This window comes from Microvirga mediterraneensis (assembly GCF_013520865.1).
In the GTDB taxonomy this organism is placed as follows: Bacteria; Pseudomonadota; Alphaproteobacteria; order Rhizobiales; family Beijerinckiaceae; genus Microvirga; species Microvirga mediterraneensis.
This window is the reverse complement of record NZ_JACDXJ010000002.1, coordinates 97,907-113,422: the sequence shown is the minus strand read 5'-3', so window position 1 is coordinate 113,422 and position 15,516 is coordinate 97,907. Positions and strand designations below refer to the sequence as shown.

At 62.2% G+C, this 15,516-nt stretch carries 16 protein-coding genes, 2 tRNA genes and 1 pseudogene; 8 read left to right on the top strand and 11 right to left on the bottom strand.

Going from position 1 to position 15,516, the window contains the following annotated elements; all coding sequences use genetic code 11:
- Positions 1 to 504 precede the first annotated feature (504 nt).
- The 4 genes from H0S73_RS22845 to H0S73_RS22830 all read right to left on the bottom strand — a co-directional run bounded on the left by H0S73_RS22845 (position 505) and on the right by H0S73_RS22830 (position 3,444).
- Complete coding sequence (locus tag H0S73_RS22845) at positions 505 to 804, bottom strand: hypothetical protein (protein ID WP_181054695.1); 300 nt, start codon at positions 802 to 804, stop codon at positions 505 to 507.
- Between the two features lie 16 nt (positions 805 to 820).
- On the bottom strand, positions 821 to 1,840 hold the full coding sequence (locus H0S73_RS22840) for a nickel/cobalt transporter (RefSeq protein ID WP_181054529.1): 1,020 nt from the start codon (positions 1,838 to 1,840) through the stop codon (positions 821 to 823).
- Positions 1,831 to 2,478, bottom strand: coding sequence for a DUF1007 family protein (locus tag H0S73_RS22835; RefSeq protein WP_181054528.1), 648 nt, complete (start codon positions 2,476 to 2,478; stop codon positions 1,831 to 1,833). Before H0S73_RS22835 ends, H0S73_RS22840 begins: the two co-directional genes overlap by 10 nt.
- Before the next feature lie 216 nt (positions 2,479 to 2,694).
- The gene (locus H0S73_RS22830; RefSeq protein WP_281369209.1) at positions 2,695 to 3,444 is read right to left on the bottom strand and encodes a metal ABC transporter solute-binding protein, Zn/Mn family; all 750 of its coding nucleotides are present in this window, start codon (positions 3,442 to 3,444) and stop codon (positions 2,695 to 2,697) included.
- Between the two features lie 47 nt (positions 3,445 to 3,491).
- On the opposite strand from H0S73_RS22830, the gene H0S73_RS22825 reads away from it, so the two are divergent.
- Positions 3,492 to 4,627 (top strand): IS3 family transposase gene (locus H0S73_RS22825; RefSeq protein WP_181054527.1). Its coding sequence is split into 2 segments (ribosomal slippage): positions 3,492 to 3,756 and positions 3,756 to 4,627, totalling 1,137 coding nucleotides; the frame shifts between segments, so codons are not numbered across the junction.
- A 33-nt stretch (positions 4,628 to 4,660) separates the two neighbouring features.
- Here H0S73_RS22825 and H0S73_RS22820 read toward each other — a convergent pair.
- Together H0S73_RS22820 and H0S73_RS22815 are read right to left on the bottom strand one after the other, a co-directional pair.
- Positions 4,661 to 5,047 (bottom strand): annotated as a pseudogene (locus H0S73_RS22820) (response regulator); the annotation flags it as partial.
- An 844-nt stretch (positions 5,048 to 5,891) separates the two neighbouring features.
- Entirely contained in the window at positions 5,892 to 6,386 is a 495-nt protein-coding gene (locus H0S73_RS22815; protein ID WP_181054526.1) for a hypothetical protein, read from the bottom strand.
- 850 nt (positions 6,387 to 7,236) lie between these two features.
- Here H0S73_RS22815 and istA point away from each other — a divergent pair.
- The 3 genes from istA (at position 7,237) to H0S73_RS22800 (ending at position 9,791) form a co-directional block, all read left to right on the top strand.
- On the top strand, positions 7,237 to 8,490 hold the full coding sequence (gene istA, locus H0S73_RS22810) for an IS21 family transposase (protein ID WP_181054525.1): 1,254 nt from the start codon (positions 7,237 to 7,239) through the stop codon (positions 8,488 to 8,490).
- Entirely contained in the window at positions 8,487 to 9,359 is an 873-nt protein-coding gene (gene istB, locus H0S73_RS22805) for an IS21-like element helper ATPase IstB (RefSeq protein WP_181054524.1), read from the top strand. Before istA ends, istB begins: the two co-directional genes overlap by 4 nt.
- A gap of 174 nt (positions 9,360 to 9,533) precedes the next feature.
- On the top strand, positions 9,534 to 9,791 hold the full coding sequence (locus H0S73_RS22800; RefSeq protein ID WP_181054523.1) for a hypothetical protein: 258 nt from the start codon (positions 9,534 to 9,536) through the stop codon (positions 9,789 to 9,791).
- A gap of 10 nt (positions 9,792 to 9,801) precedes the next feature.
- Here H0S73_RS22800 and H0S73_RS22795 read toward each other — a convergent pair whose 3' ends face one another.
- The 3 genes from H0S73_RS22795 to H0S73_RS22785 all read right to left on the bottom strand — a co-directional run bounded on the left by H0S73_RS22795 (position 9,802) and on the right by H0S73_RS22785 (position 11,822).
- Positions 9,802 to 10,125: a WGR domain-containing protein gene (locus H0S73_RS22795; protein ID WP_181054522.1), complete on the bottom strand. Its 324-nt coding sequence runs from the start codon at positions 10,123 to 10,125 to the stop codon at positions 9,802 to 9,804.
- Between the two features lie 155 nt (positions 10,126 to 10,280).
- Entirely contained in the window at positions 10,281 to 11,435 is a 1,155-nt protein-coding gene (gene repC, locus H0S73_RS22790; RefSeq protein ID WP_181054521.1) for a plasmid replication protein RepC, read from the bottom strand.
- 174 nt (positions 11,436 to 11,609) lie between these two features.
- Entirely contained in the window at positions 11,610 to 11,822 is a 213-nt protein-coding gene (locus H0S73_RS22785) for a hypothetical protein (protein ID WP_181054715.1), read from the bottom strand.
- 1,231 nt (positions 11,823 to 13,053) lie between these two features.
- On the opposite strand from H0S73_RS22785, the gene H0S73_RS22780 reads away from it, so the two are divergent.
- From H0S73_RS22780 to H0S73_RS22770, 3 genes are read left to right on the top strand one after another with little or no spacing between them, the layout of a single operon-like run.
- Complete coding sequence (locus H0S73_RS22780) at positions 13,054 to 13,752, top strand: hypothetical protein (protein ID WP_343058473.1); 699 nt, start codon at positions 13,054 to 13,056, stop codon at positions 13,750 to 13,752.
- On the top strand, positions 13,749 to 14,162 hold the full coding sequence (locus tag H0S73_RS22775; RefSeq protein ID WP_181054519.1) for a PIN-like domain-containing protein: 414 nt from the start codon (positions 13,749 to 13,751) through the stop codon (positions 14,160 to 14,162). Before H0S73_RS22780 ends, H0S73_RS22775 begins: the two co-directional genes overlap by 4 nt.
- Before the next feature lie 29 nt (positions 14,163 to 14,191).
- A complete protein-coding gene (locus tag H0S73_RS22770; protein WP_181054518.1) occupies positions 14,192 to 14,488 on the top strand; it encodes a hypothetical protein in 297 nt (98 codons plus the stop codon).
- Between the two features lie 18 nt (positions 14,489 to 14,506).
- On the opposite strand, the gene H0S73_RS22765 is transcribed toward H0S73_RS22770, so the two are convergent.
- Positions 14,507 to 14,591 (bottom strand) — tRNA-Leu (locus H0S73_RS22765).
- A gap of 3 nt (positions 14,592 to 14,594) precedes the next feature.
- Positions 14,595 to 14,670: transfer RNA gene (locus tag H0S73_RS22760), tRNA-Ile, on the bottom strand.
- A gap of 255 nt (positions 14,671 to 14,925) precedes the next feature.
- On the opposite strand from H0S73_RS22760, the gene H0S73_RS22755 reads away from it, so the two are divergent.
- Positions 14,926 to 15,507, top strand: a complete 582-nt coding sequence (locus tag H0S73_RS22755; protein WP_181054517.1) for an AAA family ATPase — start codon at positions 14,926 to 14,928, stop codon at positions 15,505 to 15,507.
- Positions 15,508 to 15,516 lie beyond the last annotated feature (9 nt).

Here is a 15,516-nt window from a genome sequence, read left to right as displayed (position 1 = left end):
TCGAACAACCGTGACAATGAACTTGGCAGGCAATCAAACCCTGATAGGAGCCCACGGTTCCACGCGGGAATCATGCTCCAGTGGGTGTCCTCGGGTGGGTTGATTCCCGCGGCTTGGCACGTCGGTGACGAAGAACAAGGCGATTAACGAGGCTGCGGCCTCAAGGGGCGACGTAGTCGCTCACAGCACCTCGATGGCCACCGTCGGCAGATCCACGCCCATCAGGTCTCCGACGATATCGGAAAGGAAAATGGTCAGGCCAGTGAAAAGCATGAGACAAACGGAAACGTCGGACATGCTCTATCGGCCTATGTGCCGGTGAGCGGCGCAATGCGGATGCCCATGGCCAGCCCTCGGCAGGGAAGGCTGAAGAAGGGCGCTACTCGCGGCCAGACGTGCAAGGGCGCAGTTCATCGAAACGTCTGTTCAGTCGAGAATTGCGGGCTTCGGGCTTCGGTTTCAGAACTGCCATTTCCAGACTTTAGGGAATTTCCTGAGGCTCCGTTATTTTTCCCCTGCCTCAGAGAGGGATGGCCAACGGGCTGCGGCTTGCACGAGGTCCGCATCGCTGACCTGCGCCAACGGCCCAGCGATCTTCACGGCCTGGGTCCTCCGGCCTGGGCGCATGATCAGGATCACGGTCTCGAGGTCGGGACATCCGAGGTCTGGGCAGGCAATCTCGCTAATGGCGACGGTATCCGTCTCGCCCAAGCCGAACGCAGCCCGGACGCGCGGCTTCATCTGCGCCACCAGGGCGGCCCGCTCCTCCGCCTGGCTCCGCCGTTCCCGCCACCACTGAAGCATTGCCACGGCCCTCACCTCACGAACCCGCCCAAAGCCCCGCCAGCAGCGAGGCCCCGAGCACGAGCACGAAGGCCGCCGCGAGGAGTTCGATGCCGGCTATCGCGATCGCACCCGAAGCGCCACGTCCTCCGGTCACCTTGAGGGCGAGCGCCTTGGCGAACACCGCAACTGCCGCGATGGCGCTGGTGGTGAGCGCGGTGCCGAGCGACATGGCGAAGGTCGCGGCGATGCCAGCCACCAAGAGGCCTTGAGCCAGCGAAAAGACGAGAACGATCAACGCTCCCGCGCACGGCCGAATGCCGGCCGCTAATGCCACGCCCGCCATGTCCCGCCAGCGGGTGAGACGGTTGAGTTCCTCGGGCGGCGGCATGTGCACGTGATCGCAGCTTTCCTCGGGCACGCTGGCGAGCGGATTGCGCGCCAGCGCCACCACGCCCAGCACCTTGCCGCTCTTGCGCCAGGTGATCACAAGACCCATCAGCGCGACGATGACGAAGCTCAGAAGCTCCACGTTCATGGCCAGCCTGTTCATGGTGGCGGCCGTAGCGCGCAGCACGACGCTGACCGTGCCGACGATGAGAATGGCCACACAGGCCTGCACGGCGGCAGCGGCGAAGCTCAGGAGCAAGCCCTTGCGCAGCGCCTTCTCGTCCGCCACGAGATAGGCCGAGATCACGCTCTTGCCGTGCCCCGGCCCTGCCGCATGAAAGATCCCATAAGCAAAGCCGACGAGAAGGAGAGACCTGAAGGCCGCGCCGTTCTCCTTCAGGGCGCGCACGCTCGCCTGGAGGCTGGCATAGAAGTCCGATTGAATGGAGAGAATCCAGGCACCGATGTTGCCGGACGGCGCAGCTTCCCGAATGCCCATGCCGAAGGGAGTTTTCGGGGCGGGTGCCGCGATGGGGCCGATCCAGAGCGCGAGGAACCCAAGCGCGGAGGCCACGATGGCGACCGCCGCCAGCGTGAGGCCCAGCCTCTGCCAGAGGCGTGTCGAACCGGGCGCCGAGGGGGCGAGCGGAACGGAGGTCACGGACATGCGATGATCGCCTTGTTGGAATATTCGACGCTGAAATTCGCGCCGGGCGGCGCGGCCTGGATCGCGCCTTCGTCCTGCAGGATCTTCTGCATGGCGGTATCGAGCGCCTTGGCCTTGGCGACATTGGACAGGCAGCCCTCGGGGGCGTTGGCCAGGGTCACTGCGGATTGATCGGCGAGGCTGAAATAGACGAAGAAGGTGGGATCGTCGATCTCTATCGCCAGGAGCCCTGCGATGGGAGTTGCGGACTTCAGGGGCAGGAAGAACGACATGGTGACCCGGTCCTTGTCCATGACCATCCGGGCCTCGCGCGGATCCATGACGGCCTGTGGCTTGCCCTTCACCTTCAGGGTCGTGAAGTAGTTGAACTCTGACAGGCCAGCCGCATTCTCCTCCGCCAATCCCTGCAACTCCTCAGGTGTCAGCTTGCCGTCGCTGTTCTTGTCCAAGCCTTGCGTGACATAGGCCGTGTAGGCCTCATCGAAGGTCCATTGGTGGCGCACCCCCGTCACCTTGCCATCCGGCGCGAAGACAATCTCCGCCTTCGCGGTAATCCAGATATGCGGGTGCGCAAAGGCGGGCGAGGTCAGCCCGATCAGACAGAGAGCCAGTAGGGGTTTCAATCCTGGAGGAGCCATGGGATCGCTCTTGCATCGCCGTGCTTCCGGCGAGCCTTGAAGGCGTTGAGTCGAACCATGAGGGTTCACGGCTAAGAGAGGCGAAACAATGGCGCATGATCGCAGGTGCCACGGCAAGGCGGAGCGACCGCCGACGACGGCGCAGCCCTGAGACCTCCCTTGCGCATGACGGCGTCCTGAGCCACCGGATGGCCCAGCCCGCTCCCGCTCCGTACGCTAGCCCATCAGGGCCGCGCTGAACGCCCGGACGTTGTTGCGGATCATGTCGACGTAGGTGCCGGCCGGCCCATCCGGCTCGGACAGGGCATCCGAGTAGATCTTGTCGCCGATGCGGGCGCCCGTCTCCTTGGCGATCCGCTGCATCAGGCGATCATCCGAGATGTTCTCGATGAACACCGCCGGAATCTTCTCTGCCCTGATCTGCCGGATGATCCTGGCGACATCCTGGGCCGAGGCTTCGGCTTCGGTGGAGACACCCTGGGGGGCAATGACCTGGATCCCGTAAGCGGCAGCGAAGTATCCCAGCGCATCATGCGTGGTGATAATCCGGCGCCGGTCGACTGGGATCTTCGCGATGGCGGTCCTGACCTCGGCATCGAGCGAATCCAGTGTGGACAGGTACCGGGCGGCGTTGCCGTCATATGTCTGCTTGCCGCCCGGATCCGCCTGGATCAGGGCGTCCCGGATGTTGGCCACATAGAGCTTCACATTGGCGACATTCTGCCAGGCATGGGAATCGAGGCGATGCTCGGCATGCTCGCCGCCATGCCCCGTGTGCGTGTCGTGGCCGTCTTCGGCTCCTTCGATCGGCTTCACGCCCGTTGAGGCGACGATCATCGGAGCGGTTGAGCCTGAGGCCTTGAAGAAGCGGTCCATCCATCCTTCGAGCCCGAGGCCGTTCACGAACACCACCTGGGCGGCTTTGACCTTCATGGCATCGGCGGGCGATTGGTCTGCCCCCTGCAAAGTGATCCTCCCTGAAGTATGGCTTTTAAGCCGAAGGAGGACTGAAGATGGGCAAGAAGCGGCATACAGCCGAAGAGATCGTTTCCAAGTTGCGGCAGGTTGACGTGCTGACGGCACAAGGCCGGACAGTCGCGGAGGCGATCCGGCAGATTGGTGTGACGGAGGTCACGTACTACAGGTGGCGCTCCGAGTACGGCGGCCTCAAATCCGACCAGGTCAAGCGGCTCAAGGAACTCGAGATGGAGAACGCCCGGTTGCGTCGAGCGGTCTCGGATCTCACCCTGGAGAAGCTCATCCTCAAGGAGGCCGCCTCGGGAAACTACTGAGCCCCGCCCGCCGTCGCGCCTGTGTGGAGCATGTGATCGCCAGGTACGGCGTCTCAGAACGGCTGGCCTGCCGGGTCCTGGGCCAGCACCGTTCCACCCAGCGCAAGATCCCCAAGCAGCCGGAAGATGAGGCGGCCCTGACCGCCGACATCATTGCCTTGGCCACCCAGTACGGCCGCTATGGCTACCGGCGCATCACGGCCCTGCTGCGGGACGCCGGCTGGCTGGTGAACAAGAAGCGGGTCGAGCGGATCTGGCGACGGGAGGGGCTCAAAGTGCCGCAAAAGCAACCGAAGAAGGGGCGGCTCTGGCTCAACGACGGATCCTGCATCCGGCTGAGGCCGGAGTATCCCAACCACGTCTGGAGCTACGACTTTGTCGAGGATCGCACCCATGACGGGCGCAAGTTCCGCATGCTCAACATCATTGACGAGTTCACGCGTGAATGCCTGGCCATCCGAGTGAACCGGAAGCTGAAAGCCGTCGATGTCATCGACGTGCTCTCGGACCTGTTCATCCTGCGCGGTATTCCGGGCCATATTCGTTCCGACAACGGCAGCGAATTCGTGGCCCAAGCGGTTCGGGCCTGGATCGGTGCGGTTGGGGCGAAGACGGCTTACATTGAGCCGGGTAGTCCCTGGGAGAACGGCTATTGCGAGAGCTTCAACTCGAAGCTTCGCGATGAACTGCTGAAAGGAGAGATCTTCTACACCCTGCAGGAGGCAAAGGTGGTGATCGAAAATTGGCGCCGCCATTACAACACGGTGCGCCCGCACTCATCCTTGGGCTACCGACCGCCCGCACCAGAGGTCCTGGTCCTGGCTTCCAAGCTGGCGTCCAGACCAACGCTGAATTAACATCACACACGGATCACCTACATGGGGCAGGCCATAGTCCACCGCGCCTGCCGAGTACCCCTTGAAGACATGCGCGTCGTCCTTGTTGACGGCCGTGAGGAACAGGATCGGCACCCGCGCCGAGCGCGGCCGGGCCCGAATCAGGCCAGCGACCTCGTAGCCGTCGAGCCGCGGCATCTGCACGTCGAGCAGGATAAGGGCGAAGTCGTCCTGTAACACTTGTCGCAAGGCCGCCTCGCCGGAATCAGCCGTGACGATCTCGATCCCTGGTGTGCGCAGGATCTCTTCGACGGCAAGCAGGTTCCTGGGATCGTCATCGACGACCAGGATCTTCGCAAGCACCGGATCGGAGGGAGCGCCGGTCGAACTTACGTGAACTGAGGCCGAACCGGAGCCCACCGGATCACCAACGTCAGTCATCAATTTAGCCCGGTTTCTGTCCGGCCCCTTGGATCGGGTTTGCTGTCAAACAAGCTTTGGGGGAGCATGCTGGTCAGAACGCGTGGTGATCGTGGTTCAGCTTTTTAAATGGCGGCACCTGAGACCAGCTCGCCGCATGGCCCAGGTGTGGGTGCGCGCGGGCACAACGCTGACTCCGAGGAGAGATGGAAGCGGACAAGGGTCACTCCACAGCAGAGCGGGATAAAGCGGACAGCAGCTCTACCCCAAGCCGAGGGGCAAAAGAAGAGGTAGTCGGCAGAGTCGTTTGGAAGGTGTTGCGCACGCTTTCCTCCCTCGTAACACTATAATCCGTATGCAACAGCGACAATCCTGCTGCTTAGAAGAGAGGAGATAGTTCAGAAAGCGGCTGGTCAAGGACCTTTGGGCTGCTGGAAGGACGTCGCCTACACGCCCGGCGATTGGCTCGCCTTCCGTGCAGATGGCTCCGCAGCGCATATTTGAGGCGCAGGAGCAGGTCTGTCGCCAATCCGGGATGCGGCTTGCGTCGAGGCCGAACCGGCCCCGCTCCTGCCGCACCTACCGGAGGAGCTTGGGCACCCCAAGACGCCTCGGGCCCAGGATGCGCCCGAGGAGGATGAGGAGCTGTCTCCTCATGCGAGGCAAGGGCGTTCAGGACCAACTGGCGGGGGGCCTGCCACGGGACCATGGTGCTATCCAGCAACTGCGGCAGCTCCCTGGCTTACACGGCGTCCAGATCACGATTGGATGCGGCGGAGCAGTCTGCAGGACTACGTCACGAACGTCGAGGCTCGAGAGAAAACTGCCGAAGGCCCTGTCTTCCGTTGGAGCCCTCGCCACGCCGTCAATCCTTGACCTGACGGGGGGACCTGGGCGAGGTCGCCGTGACAGGCGGCGGGACCGGCAGCTTATGGGCCCGCGCCAAATCCTCTAGCATAACGATTCGGCGTTCGCGCTGGTCGAGGAGGCCGATCAAGTAGGCGTTCTGGGCCCGGAGAGCATCGCTATCGCGCCGGAGGACCGCCAGCTCGCCCTCCAGGTCTCCCAATCGGCCACGCTTGGACTTCCGCAACCGCAGCTCAATGTTTCTTAGCGCCTGTTGGTACCGTTCGGTGAGGTCCGGGTACTTCCCGACGTTCGGCCGGTCGATCAGGGGGTCGGACCACTGTGCGAGCCTCCCGTCGGGCCCTCCCCAACGGCGCAGCGCAGCGTGGGTCTTGGGAATTTCGCTGCCCTCTGGCACCCCTTCTGTCGCCCAACCTTCCAGGATCTCGACCTTGGCCCTGAACGCCTCAAGGATGCGGCGCTGTTTCTCCTCGGGTGACGCACTCCTGCCCATGATCACCCCCGGTGCTTTCCATGCACGGTTGCCTTCGCGGCAGCGACCATCGTCTTGAGCAACGCGAGCTTGGCCTTAGCGGCCACCTGGTTGGGCTCTCTGGACGCTTTCTCGGCCGCAGCGCCAATCCGCTCGACCCTGCGGTTGATGACCGTCACGTCCTCGCGGAACGCGACGCAATGGCGGCATGCGAGGCAATCCTCCGTCGACGGGAACGCGTAGTCCCGGCCGGTAGTCGCAGTTCGGGCCCGCCTCCTCTGCCTTGTTGCGGAGGCAGATGGCGCCCACCAGATCGGACGGGTCGCCGGGCTGGCAGCCGCAATGGGTGTGCCGGCCTGGATGCGGTTCGATATACCTGTTGGGAGCGGCGTCGCGCAGCAGCCAGATCAGGGCCTCGCGCTCGCGGTCCGGCGACAGTTCGAGCGGCCGCTGATTAGTACGGTGTGGCGAGCGCTTTCGATCATCCTCTCCAACTCGTCGTTGAGCGCCGCACCGGGGCCGATGGGGCTCTGACGTACATGTCTAGGACGCGCTCGACGAAGGTCGATCAATGCCGCCCTGGCCGACGTGAGGACAGCGTCCTACCCTGGCTGTTCCAACTCTTCCGCGGCTTCTTAATCGAGCGTCGATCACCTCCCGCAGCCCCTCCTCGCTGGCTCTGACCTCCTTCTCACGCTGGCGTTACGCGGAGTGGTCCTGCACAACCTTGTTGATACCGGAGTGAAACTCCCCAGACCTGCCGATTGAATTTTCCCCAGGTGAGCGCGGCTGCCGGTGTTTCTGGCCGCCGCCGGGAAGACCGGCAGGCCGATGTCGCCGATGCTGCTCCTGATGGTCAGGAGGGCATGTGGTGATCCAGCTTGGGGAGGTAGTCATGATCCTGGAATGGCACCGGCAGGGCATGTCGGTCTCGGCCATTGCCCGCCAGAGCGGCCTCGACCGCAAGACCGTGCGCAAATACATCCACCGCGGCCTGGAAGCGCCGGCCTATGGCCCGCGCAAGCCACGTCAGACCGTCATCGATCCCTTCACCCGTTACTTGCGCGAGCGCGTGAGTGCCTTCCCTGGCCTGACCGGCTCTCGCCTCTTCCGCGAGATCAAGGAGCACGGCTATAGCGGCGGCTATACCGCTGTCACGGACTTTCTGCGCGAGATCCGTCCTGCAACGCCGTCCTCCTTCGAGGTTCGCTTCGAGACCGCACCCGGCGAGCAAGCCCAGGTCGACTTCGCTCAGTTCCAGGTCGTCTTCACCGACGAGCCGTCGGCCCCGCGCATTGTGTGGCTGTTCTCGCTGGTGCTCGGCTACAGCCGCCTGATCTGGGCTCGCTTCGTCCTGCACCAGGATCTGGCCACTCTTCTGCGCTGTCATGTGGCCGCTTTCGAGGCTTTGGGCGGCGTGCCGCACGAGGTGCTCTATGACCGCATGAAGGCCGTGGTCACCGGCGAAGCCACGGCCGGCGGCATCGTCTACAACCGCGCCCTCATCGATCTGGCCCGTCACTTCGGCTTCCATCCCAAAGCCTGCCGGCCGTACCGGGCCAAGACCAAGGGCAAGGTCGAGCGGCCCTTCCGCTACATCCGCGAGGACTTCTTCCTGGCCCGCTCCTTCAGCAATCTCGAGGATCTGAACCGGCAGCTGCAGCACTGGCTGGCCACGGTGGCCAATCCACGCGTGCATGCCACCACGCGCCGCATCGTCATGGAAGCCTTCGCCGAGGAGCAGCCCTTCTTACGGCCTCTGCCGATGGCCCCGTTCCGCTCGGTGCTGCGCCTGGAGCGGCGGATCTCGCGCGAGGGCATGATCAGCGTGGGCGGCAACTTCTACAGCGTGCCCGATTCCACCCGCCGGCGCGTGGTCGAGGTGCACACCCTGGCCGACGAGATCCGCATCTTCGAGGAGGGCGAACTGATTGCCGCCCATCCGGTGCTCGAGGGTCGGCACCAGCGCCGGGTGGCGCCTGGCCATCGCAAGGGCATGGCCACGGGGCCCTGGCGTGGATCTGAAGCCTTCCCGGTCAGCCGCACCGGCGACGTGGTCGCGCAGCGTTCGCTCGAGTTCTACGACGCGGTGGCCCGCCACCTGGCTCGGGAGACCCGCGCATGAGTGCCGCCCTCGAGCTCACCCCCACCACCCTGGAGCGGATCCGCCAGGATCTGGTTGGCCTGAAGATGCCGCGGGCCCTGGAGGCCCTCGATGCAATCGTGCGGCGCCTCGAGCAGGGCGAGATCAGCGCCCTGGAGGCCATCGACACGCTGTTGTCCGAGGAGCTGACCCTGCGCGAGAACAGCCGCATCAAAACCGGTTTGCGCATGGCGCGACTGGCAACGATCAAGACTCTGTCGGGCTTTGACTTTACCTTCCAGCCCTCGCTCGACCGCGACCGCATCCTGACCCTGGCGCAGTTGGGCTTCATTGGCCGCTGCGAGGTCGTGCACTTCCTCGGCCCGCCGGGGACCGGCAAGAGCCACCTGGCCACGGCGCTCGGCGTGGAGGCGGTCAAGGCCGGCAAGAGCGTGTACTTCTGCACGCTGGCGGATCTGATCGGCATGCTGGCTCGTGCCGAGCGCGAGGGGCGCCTGCCGGAGCGGATCCGCTTCTTCTGCCGGCCCGCCCTGCTGATTGTGGACGAGATCGGCTATCTGCCGGTGGTGTCCGGCGGCGGCAACCTGTTCTTCCAGCTCGTCAACGCGCGCTATGAGCGCGGGGCGATGATCCTGACCTCGAACCGCGGGTTCGCCGAATGGGGCGAGGTGTTTGGCGATCCTGTGGTGGCCACGGCCCTGCTGGATCGGCTTCTGCATCATGCGGTGGTGATCCAGATCGAGGGCTCGAGCTACCGCCTACGGCAGCACGCTGAACTGATGCCCGAGCACGTGCGCTCCAAGGCGCTCATCACGCCGCCCGATCCGGCGCCGGTCCTGCGTCGTCGAGGCCGGCCTCCGAAAAATAGCCCGACGGCCCTGGGGACGTAAGCGGCACAAGTGGGGAATTTTACTTCGGCGCTTCTGGGGACGATTCAAACGGCATTGACACAACCTTCACGAACGCGATGACCTGTCCGTCTGGATCCCGCAGAGGAGCCATTTGGCCATTGGCCCAAAACAAACGTCCATCCTTGAGGCCATTGATCAGTTTGAACGCAGCCCATGAATAAGAAGTTTCAGCCGTTCTCAGATGACAGCACCTCGCTCAGCATTGGCGAGTTCACCATTGAAAACGGCAGGGACAAAGTCGCTCTTTATGGCTCACTCGACATAACGCGCGACAAGAGCGGCCTTAAGCAGGCAAAGGCGTTGAAAGCGGCGGTTGACGCTATCGTGAAGGCCCTGGAGCAGGATGAAGCCTTGCCTGATGAAATCGGCCCAGAGGAAACGCCGCAGCAGGTCAAAAACCCGTTCGCATAAGTCGATCAAATCAGCATGGGAGAAGCGCTCCAATTTCGAAGATGACCTGGTGAACTGAACGTCCCCGAGATTGTTCTTGTCCCTGCCCGCTTCGCAGTAGATAGCCGCGGCGACGCTTTCGCTGAAGCCAGGTTTCGAGGGCTTCCCTTGCACTTGATTGGTTTTCGTAGAGTTCGATCCTCCTCTGCCCCGGCTGACCGATGCGGCCCCACTCGCAGATCAGTGTCACATCACCGAACAAGCTGGGCTCGATCGCCAGGACATAGTAGCGAGCCATGTTGCAGCTTGGATCACACCTGTGCAGGACCAGGTATTGGATTGTGTCTTGAGCCATGCGCCAGTGTCGCGCAGGCGCCTGGACGAGGTCCAATCAAAGTCCTGAATCCTTTGGGCATCAACGATTCACATCCGTGATGCACCCTGCTATTACCGCTCTCTGACCCCAGGTACGCTGGCCAGTCGTCATCTCGACGCGCACGCTTCCCCTCCCTACGCCATTCTTCGCCTCCTCATGGCCAGGATCTCGACGGCGAGATCGATCTTGCCGGATTTCACCATTCGGGTGAGCGCGCGGAAGTAGCCGCCCGGGTTCTTGATCCGGCTCTCCCCACCGTTCCGGGCCATGTCGTCCTCGTAGAGCTGTAGGACGTAGATCACCGCAATGGCTGACCTGACCGTGCCGATGTCCTCCACCGCCTCGGCCCAGGCGCTCTCATGTGCCCCGAGGGCTGCCCGCAGGTAGCGCCCGGCGGAGACGATGTCGGCCAGGTCCCGCACCGGTTGGCCGTAGTCGCTCACGGTGGGGCAGGCCTCCAGGATCAATTCCGGTGATAGGTGCTCCGAGGTTTGTTCGGTTGAACGAACCGCCTCAGCTTTCTTCGGAAAGCTCTTGTTACAAGGCTCACTAGGAGATCCGTTGTTGTTATCAATGTGACGGACTCCGAGTCCGGCTTTGCCCGTTTCATAGAAGGCGTCCTCAACCCGGGTTCTCAACAGCTGCCAGGCCTCCAGCAGGTCAGCCGGCAGCGTCGTCCGGGACCGGGCGGGCGTGCGCGCCTGCAAGAGCTTCAGCTCATCCTCGAACCCGGTGCGGTCGACCGCAGGGAAATGCTCCGCCAGGGCGCTCAGCGCCTCTTCCGCCGCCCGCCGGCAGATGGTGACCTCGTCAAAGGCCCGCTTCTGCACCTCCCGCAGTTGCTTCTGTTCGATGAGCAGCGCCGCCCAGTCGCCCCGGCGGGCATAGATCGGGGTCAGATCGAACCCGAAGGCGTCGACCACCTGCCCGCTCTGGTCCTTAACGGCATAGCGCTTGCCATTGGGCGAGTCTTTGGGCGCGAGCAGTTGCAGGTCGATCAGCTGGCGCAGGATGCGCCGGATCGCCCGCTCGGTCAGGCCGGTGCGGCTGATCAGGTAATCGTTGGACGGCCACACCAGCAGCCGCTCCCATTCCTGCTCGCCCCAGCAGGCGACGAGCTCGGACAGGACCGCCCGCTGGGCTGGCCTGAGGTCGAGAGCTTTGCCCGCGTCCCGGGCAGCAGCCGAGAGTTCTTTACGCGTCACCGTGCGCTCGGCTTCGAGCGCAAGCTTTCTTGCGGCCAGAGCGGCATGTCTCAGCCGCCGGCCTCCTGACGATGCAAGCTGCATCGCACCCTCCATGTTGAGGGCAAAGCGGGAGCGTTCACCGAAACCGATGCTCTTGACAGCCAGTTTGTCGGGATGGCATAAGGACTGTGCAAACCAATCGCTTAGGCCACCCCTCGGTGGTTCTCCAAAGGCCCTCGAAGTTACCAGCTTCGTGGGCCTTTTGCTTTGCCTAGGTTACGTCACGACATTCCGATCCTTTTCGGCAAACATGGCTTCGAGGGCATGAGTGATGACTGCCTCACGGGACTTGAAACGACCACTCTCGACCGCTTGGTCAATCGCAGTGCTCAGAAGCCCGGGAATCCAGACGTTCACTTCCTTGTCTCCCCGCTCCCGGCGAGACTTGCGGAAACGTTGAACCCGTTCGATCCCCTTCACGTCAGGCATGGCATCCACCCGTTGAACTCGTGCCGTTACGAGACATGACCGATTCTGAGTTGGCTGTGGAGTCGCGCGTCAAGAATCCATTCACAATAGATCGATTCAGCGGTGGGAAACTTCTTTAGTCAGAATCATTTAGCCGAAAAGGCCGAATCAATTCGCATGTAAAAGACCGGTTCCGCACGATCGGAACTTACCCACTTGATTCGGGAGTGCGTAGTAGTTCGCCCGCAGCGTGATCGTGACTCTGCATTATGACTCATGAGCGCCGAATCAAACGTGGTTAACAACTGACGATGGACCCATGCCGCTGATCAGATATTTGGCTCAGTTTCAAAGGTGCCATAAGTCAGCCTTTGCGAGCCCGTCAGGTCACGCGTGTTAGTCTCCTCGTCGAGAGCATGCCAAACAAGGAAGGCTCTCGCGAGCTTCAGCCGGGGCCCAGCGCCAGAAATGTCTTGGTTGCCGCTTAATCCTGGGGTTCGAATGCCAGGAATCGCGTCGGAGGTCTGGTGTGCGGCAGCTTTACGCCAGCAGAGAATGGCCTATCACGCCGTGAGATCAGTCCTCGCTCGCCATGCGTTGTGACAATCAGTCGAAAGACATAGTTCGCGGGCTCACACCGAGGCCCAAGGACACCAACCAAGTTCCCTGCTCGTGAAAATGGTGCTCACCGAGCAGGCGGCGCCGGGGATACCCGGAAACGCGATCCTTCCCGGCGGATCCGTGGGTCTCGTCCTGGGAGCTGCGAATGGGGCAATGTTGGATGAACCGATCCTGCAGACCGGATGCGGGAGCCGTCTGATGTCGAAGATGAACCACGAGCGCTTCCGCCCACTGAGGGTCTATGAGCTTGAGGTGCCGGTGGAGTTCCAGGGCAGCCGCAGTGTCCGTCCAGGGCGGACCTGCGCGCCCAGTCGGCGCGGGCCATAGCGGAATATCGAAAGCCCGGCAGCAAGGCTCCTGCCGCCTCCTCTGCCCGATCCACACCAAAGTCAGAGTCCCCCGCGGTGGCGCCTGCCAGCACCTTCCCGCGTGATCTGAGGACCGAGTGCCAATGCGGCCACAGGGCGACTATTCATAGAGCGCCCGCCGACCTTATCGGCCGGAGGCTTCGGTGCACGAGCTGCCGTAAGGCAGCCGTTGCCATTCTGATCTCGGCTGACAAATGGGGCTCTTTTGCACCCTTGACGACACGCCCAGCTTCCTAACATCTATCCGCTCGGAGACTATGACCGTGAGCCACCACGCGCCTGACAATCTTATCGGGATCGGCCTGTACACCCCGGCCGAGGCGGCGAGGCTTGTCCAAGTGTCATCGGCCAAGATCCTGCGCTGGCTTCGAGGGCACGAGATCAGCGGAAAGCACTACGATCCTCTGTGGGAACCCCAAGTGGATCTTGGGGACCAGGGGATTGCCTTGGGTTTCCGAGACCTTATGGAGATCAGGGTGGCCTCCGCCTTCATTGAGCGCGGCCTGAGCGCTCAGAAGGTGCGCCTAGCGATCCAGCGAGCCCGCAAGATCATCGGGGATGAGCGTCCTCTCTCGACCAGCCGATTTCGGACCGACGGCCGCTCCGTCTTTCTCCAGATCGTGACGGAAGAGGGTGAAACGCAGCTCATCGACCTTTTCAAGAATCAGTACACGTTCCGAGAAGTCATGGAGCGCAGCCTTAGCAACATCGAATTCGGTGACGACGGAGCTCCGGCTCGATGGTGGGTGCTTGGGAAGGCGAAATCCATTGTGATCGATCCCGCTCGGTCTTTTGGGCGCCCGATCGAGGCTGAGACATCAGTCCCGGCCGAGGTTCTTGCCGCAGCCGCGGAGGCTGAGGGCTCCATTGAGGCAGCCGCTCGAGGCTGGGATGTTCCGGTCCGGGCTGTGAAGCGTGCAGTTGCTTTCGTGGACGAGATGGAACGTCGGAACGCAGCTTGAAGGTCTTTTTCGACAACTGCACATCACCGACGCTGGCGACTACGGTCGATGGCTTTGTCCAGCATTACGGACACAGCGCCTCCCACATCAAGGATCTCCCCTGCGGGCGAAACGCCAAAGACGTTGAGTGGATCAAGATGCTGGGTGAGGACAAGTCGGAGACGTGGATCATTGTTACCGGGGACACCCGGATACAGAAGAATCCGGCCGAGCGCGCAGCTTTTCGGCAGGCGCATCTCAGGGGCTTCGTGCTTGCCCCAGCCTACCAGAAGACGCCCCTGAACCAGCAGGCCTCATTCCTCCTATGGCGCTGGCCAGACATCGAGCAGTTTGTGAAGCTGACTAGTGCTCCGTTCCTTTTCGAGGTCCCAATGAGCAAGAGCAGCCGCATCAAACAGCTTCCACTCTAAAGCACATCGGAATCTAGTCGGAGTTCCCCTTGCTCATCCAAACAGCGGTTGATGCCTTGAGATCTGGGCGCAGGCTTGAGATCCGATATGACGGCTATATTCGGGTCGTCGAAGTGCACGCCTGCGGATATACGCCCAAGGGCCACGCCGTCATGCGCGTTTGGCAGGTTCGTGGCGGCAGTGTCAGCGGTGAGCGTGCCGGCTGGAAGCTACTCCGGCTCGATGAAACGCGCGGTCTACAGATCCTTGACGAACCATCCGAGGCCCCACGCCCTCAGTACAAGAAGGGCGACCGGGACATGGCCCGGATCCTTGCTCAAATCTGATTACTATCTCGCTCTGATTGGTGCGGACGACGGGGGTCGAACCCGTACGAGCAAGCTCGAGGGACTTTAAGTCCCTTGCGTCTACCAATTTCGCCACGTCCGCATCTGGTGGGCCCGCCCGGACTCGAACCGGGAGCCAGACCGTTATGAGCGGCCGGCTCTAACCATTGAGCTACAGGCCCCATCTCGGGCTACTATGCCCATCTTCGGCGGATTGGCTGTACCCTTGAGGGCACAGCCGTTCGGAACCCGTTCAGAACTCTGCCCTTAGAAGTCAGGTCACCACCATCAAGCGGAGCGAATACCGGGTAAGCCAGAGATCGGGGATTACTGCCAGCGAAGCGCCTTGGCGCTTCCAAAGAGACCTAAGGTAGGATTGGACACCCAGCAGGCTTTCGGCGATGCTACTTGCGATCTAATTCTAATGGGAATGCCCTATGGGTGAGGTGATTTATTTGACGGGAGCTCCTGCCGCAGGCAAGAGCTCTATCAGTCGAGCGCTACAGCAAAGAGTCCGCAATCTGTCGGTGTTTGAGTACGGGGCAGAACTCACAAGGCATGTAAACAAAAAGCATAGCACTGCGATCGAACAAGCTACTATCCGCGAGCAATCATCAAATATTATCACGCCACAAGATATCGCAGACTTGGACAAAATACTTCTCGATTTCGTGCAAAGCCGAAAGCCCACTTCGCACGTCCTCATAGATAGCCACCCCGTAACAAAAGAAGACTACGGATTTCGGATAACTCCTTTCCATATTTCCCAGTTTGCGGCCTTACAGGCGACTCAGATTTGGGTGCTCTACACTCCACCGGATGTAACCATCCAGCGGATTGAAAAGGAATCTGGCGGGCGCCCGACACCTACAGAGTTTGAAGCGAACCTACACACCGCCCTCCAAGCCAGCGTGGCTGCCATTTATGCTATTGGAGCAGGCGGCGCGGTACACCTGTTTGACTCCTCCAAGCCATTGGAGGATCTCGTCGGGCAGCTTGCCAGCCGCCTTACGACGTAGAGGATCCCC

Excerpts from the sequence above, each read along its gene's own strand:
- H0S73_RS22800 (WP_181054523.1), top strand. The coding sequence starts at position 9,534 with ATGAATAAGAAGTTTCAGCCGTTCTCAGATGACAGCACCTCGCTCAGC.
- H0S73_RS22785 (WP_181054715.1), bottom strand. The coding sequence starts at position 11,822 with ATGCCTGACGTGAAGGGGATCGAACGGGTTCAACGTTTCCGCAAGTCT.
- H0S73_RS22795 (WP_181054522.1), bottom strand. The coding sequence starts at position 10,125 with ATGGCTCAAGACACAATCCAATACCTGGTCCTGCACAGGTGTGATCCA.
- H0S73_RS22815 (WP_181054526.1), bottom strand. The coding sequence starts at position 6,386 with ATGGGCAGGAGTGCGTCACCCGAGGAGAAACAGCGCCGCATCCTTGAG.
- H0S73_RS22840 (WP_181054529.1), bottom strand. The coding sequence starts at position 1,840 with ATGTCCGTGACCTCCGTTCCGCTCGCCCCCTCGGCGCCCGGTTCGACA.
- H0S73_RS22835 (WP_181054528.1), bottom strand. The coding sequence starts at position 2,478 with ATGGCTCCTCCAGGATTGAAACCCCTACTGGCTCTCTGTCTGATCGGG.
- repC (WP_181054521.1), bottom strand. The coding sequence starts at position 11,435 with ATGCAGCTTGCATCGTCAGGAGGCCGGCGGCTGAGACATGCCGCTCTG.
- istB (WP_181054524.1), top strand. The coding sequence starts at position 8,487 with ATGAGTGCCGCCCTCGAGCTCACCCCCACCACCCTGGAGCGGATCCGC.
- H0S73_RS22845 (WP_181054695.1), bottom strand. The coding sequence starts at position 804 with ATGCTTCAGTGGTGGCGGGAACGGCGGAGCCAGGCGGAGGAGCGGGCC.
- H0S73_RS22755 (WP_181054517.1), top strand. The coding sequence starts at position 14,926 with ATGGGTGAGGTGATTTATTTGACGGGAGCTCCTGCCGCAGGCAAGAGC.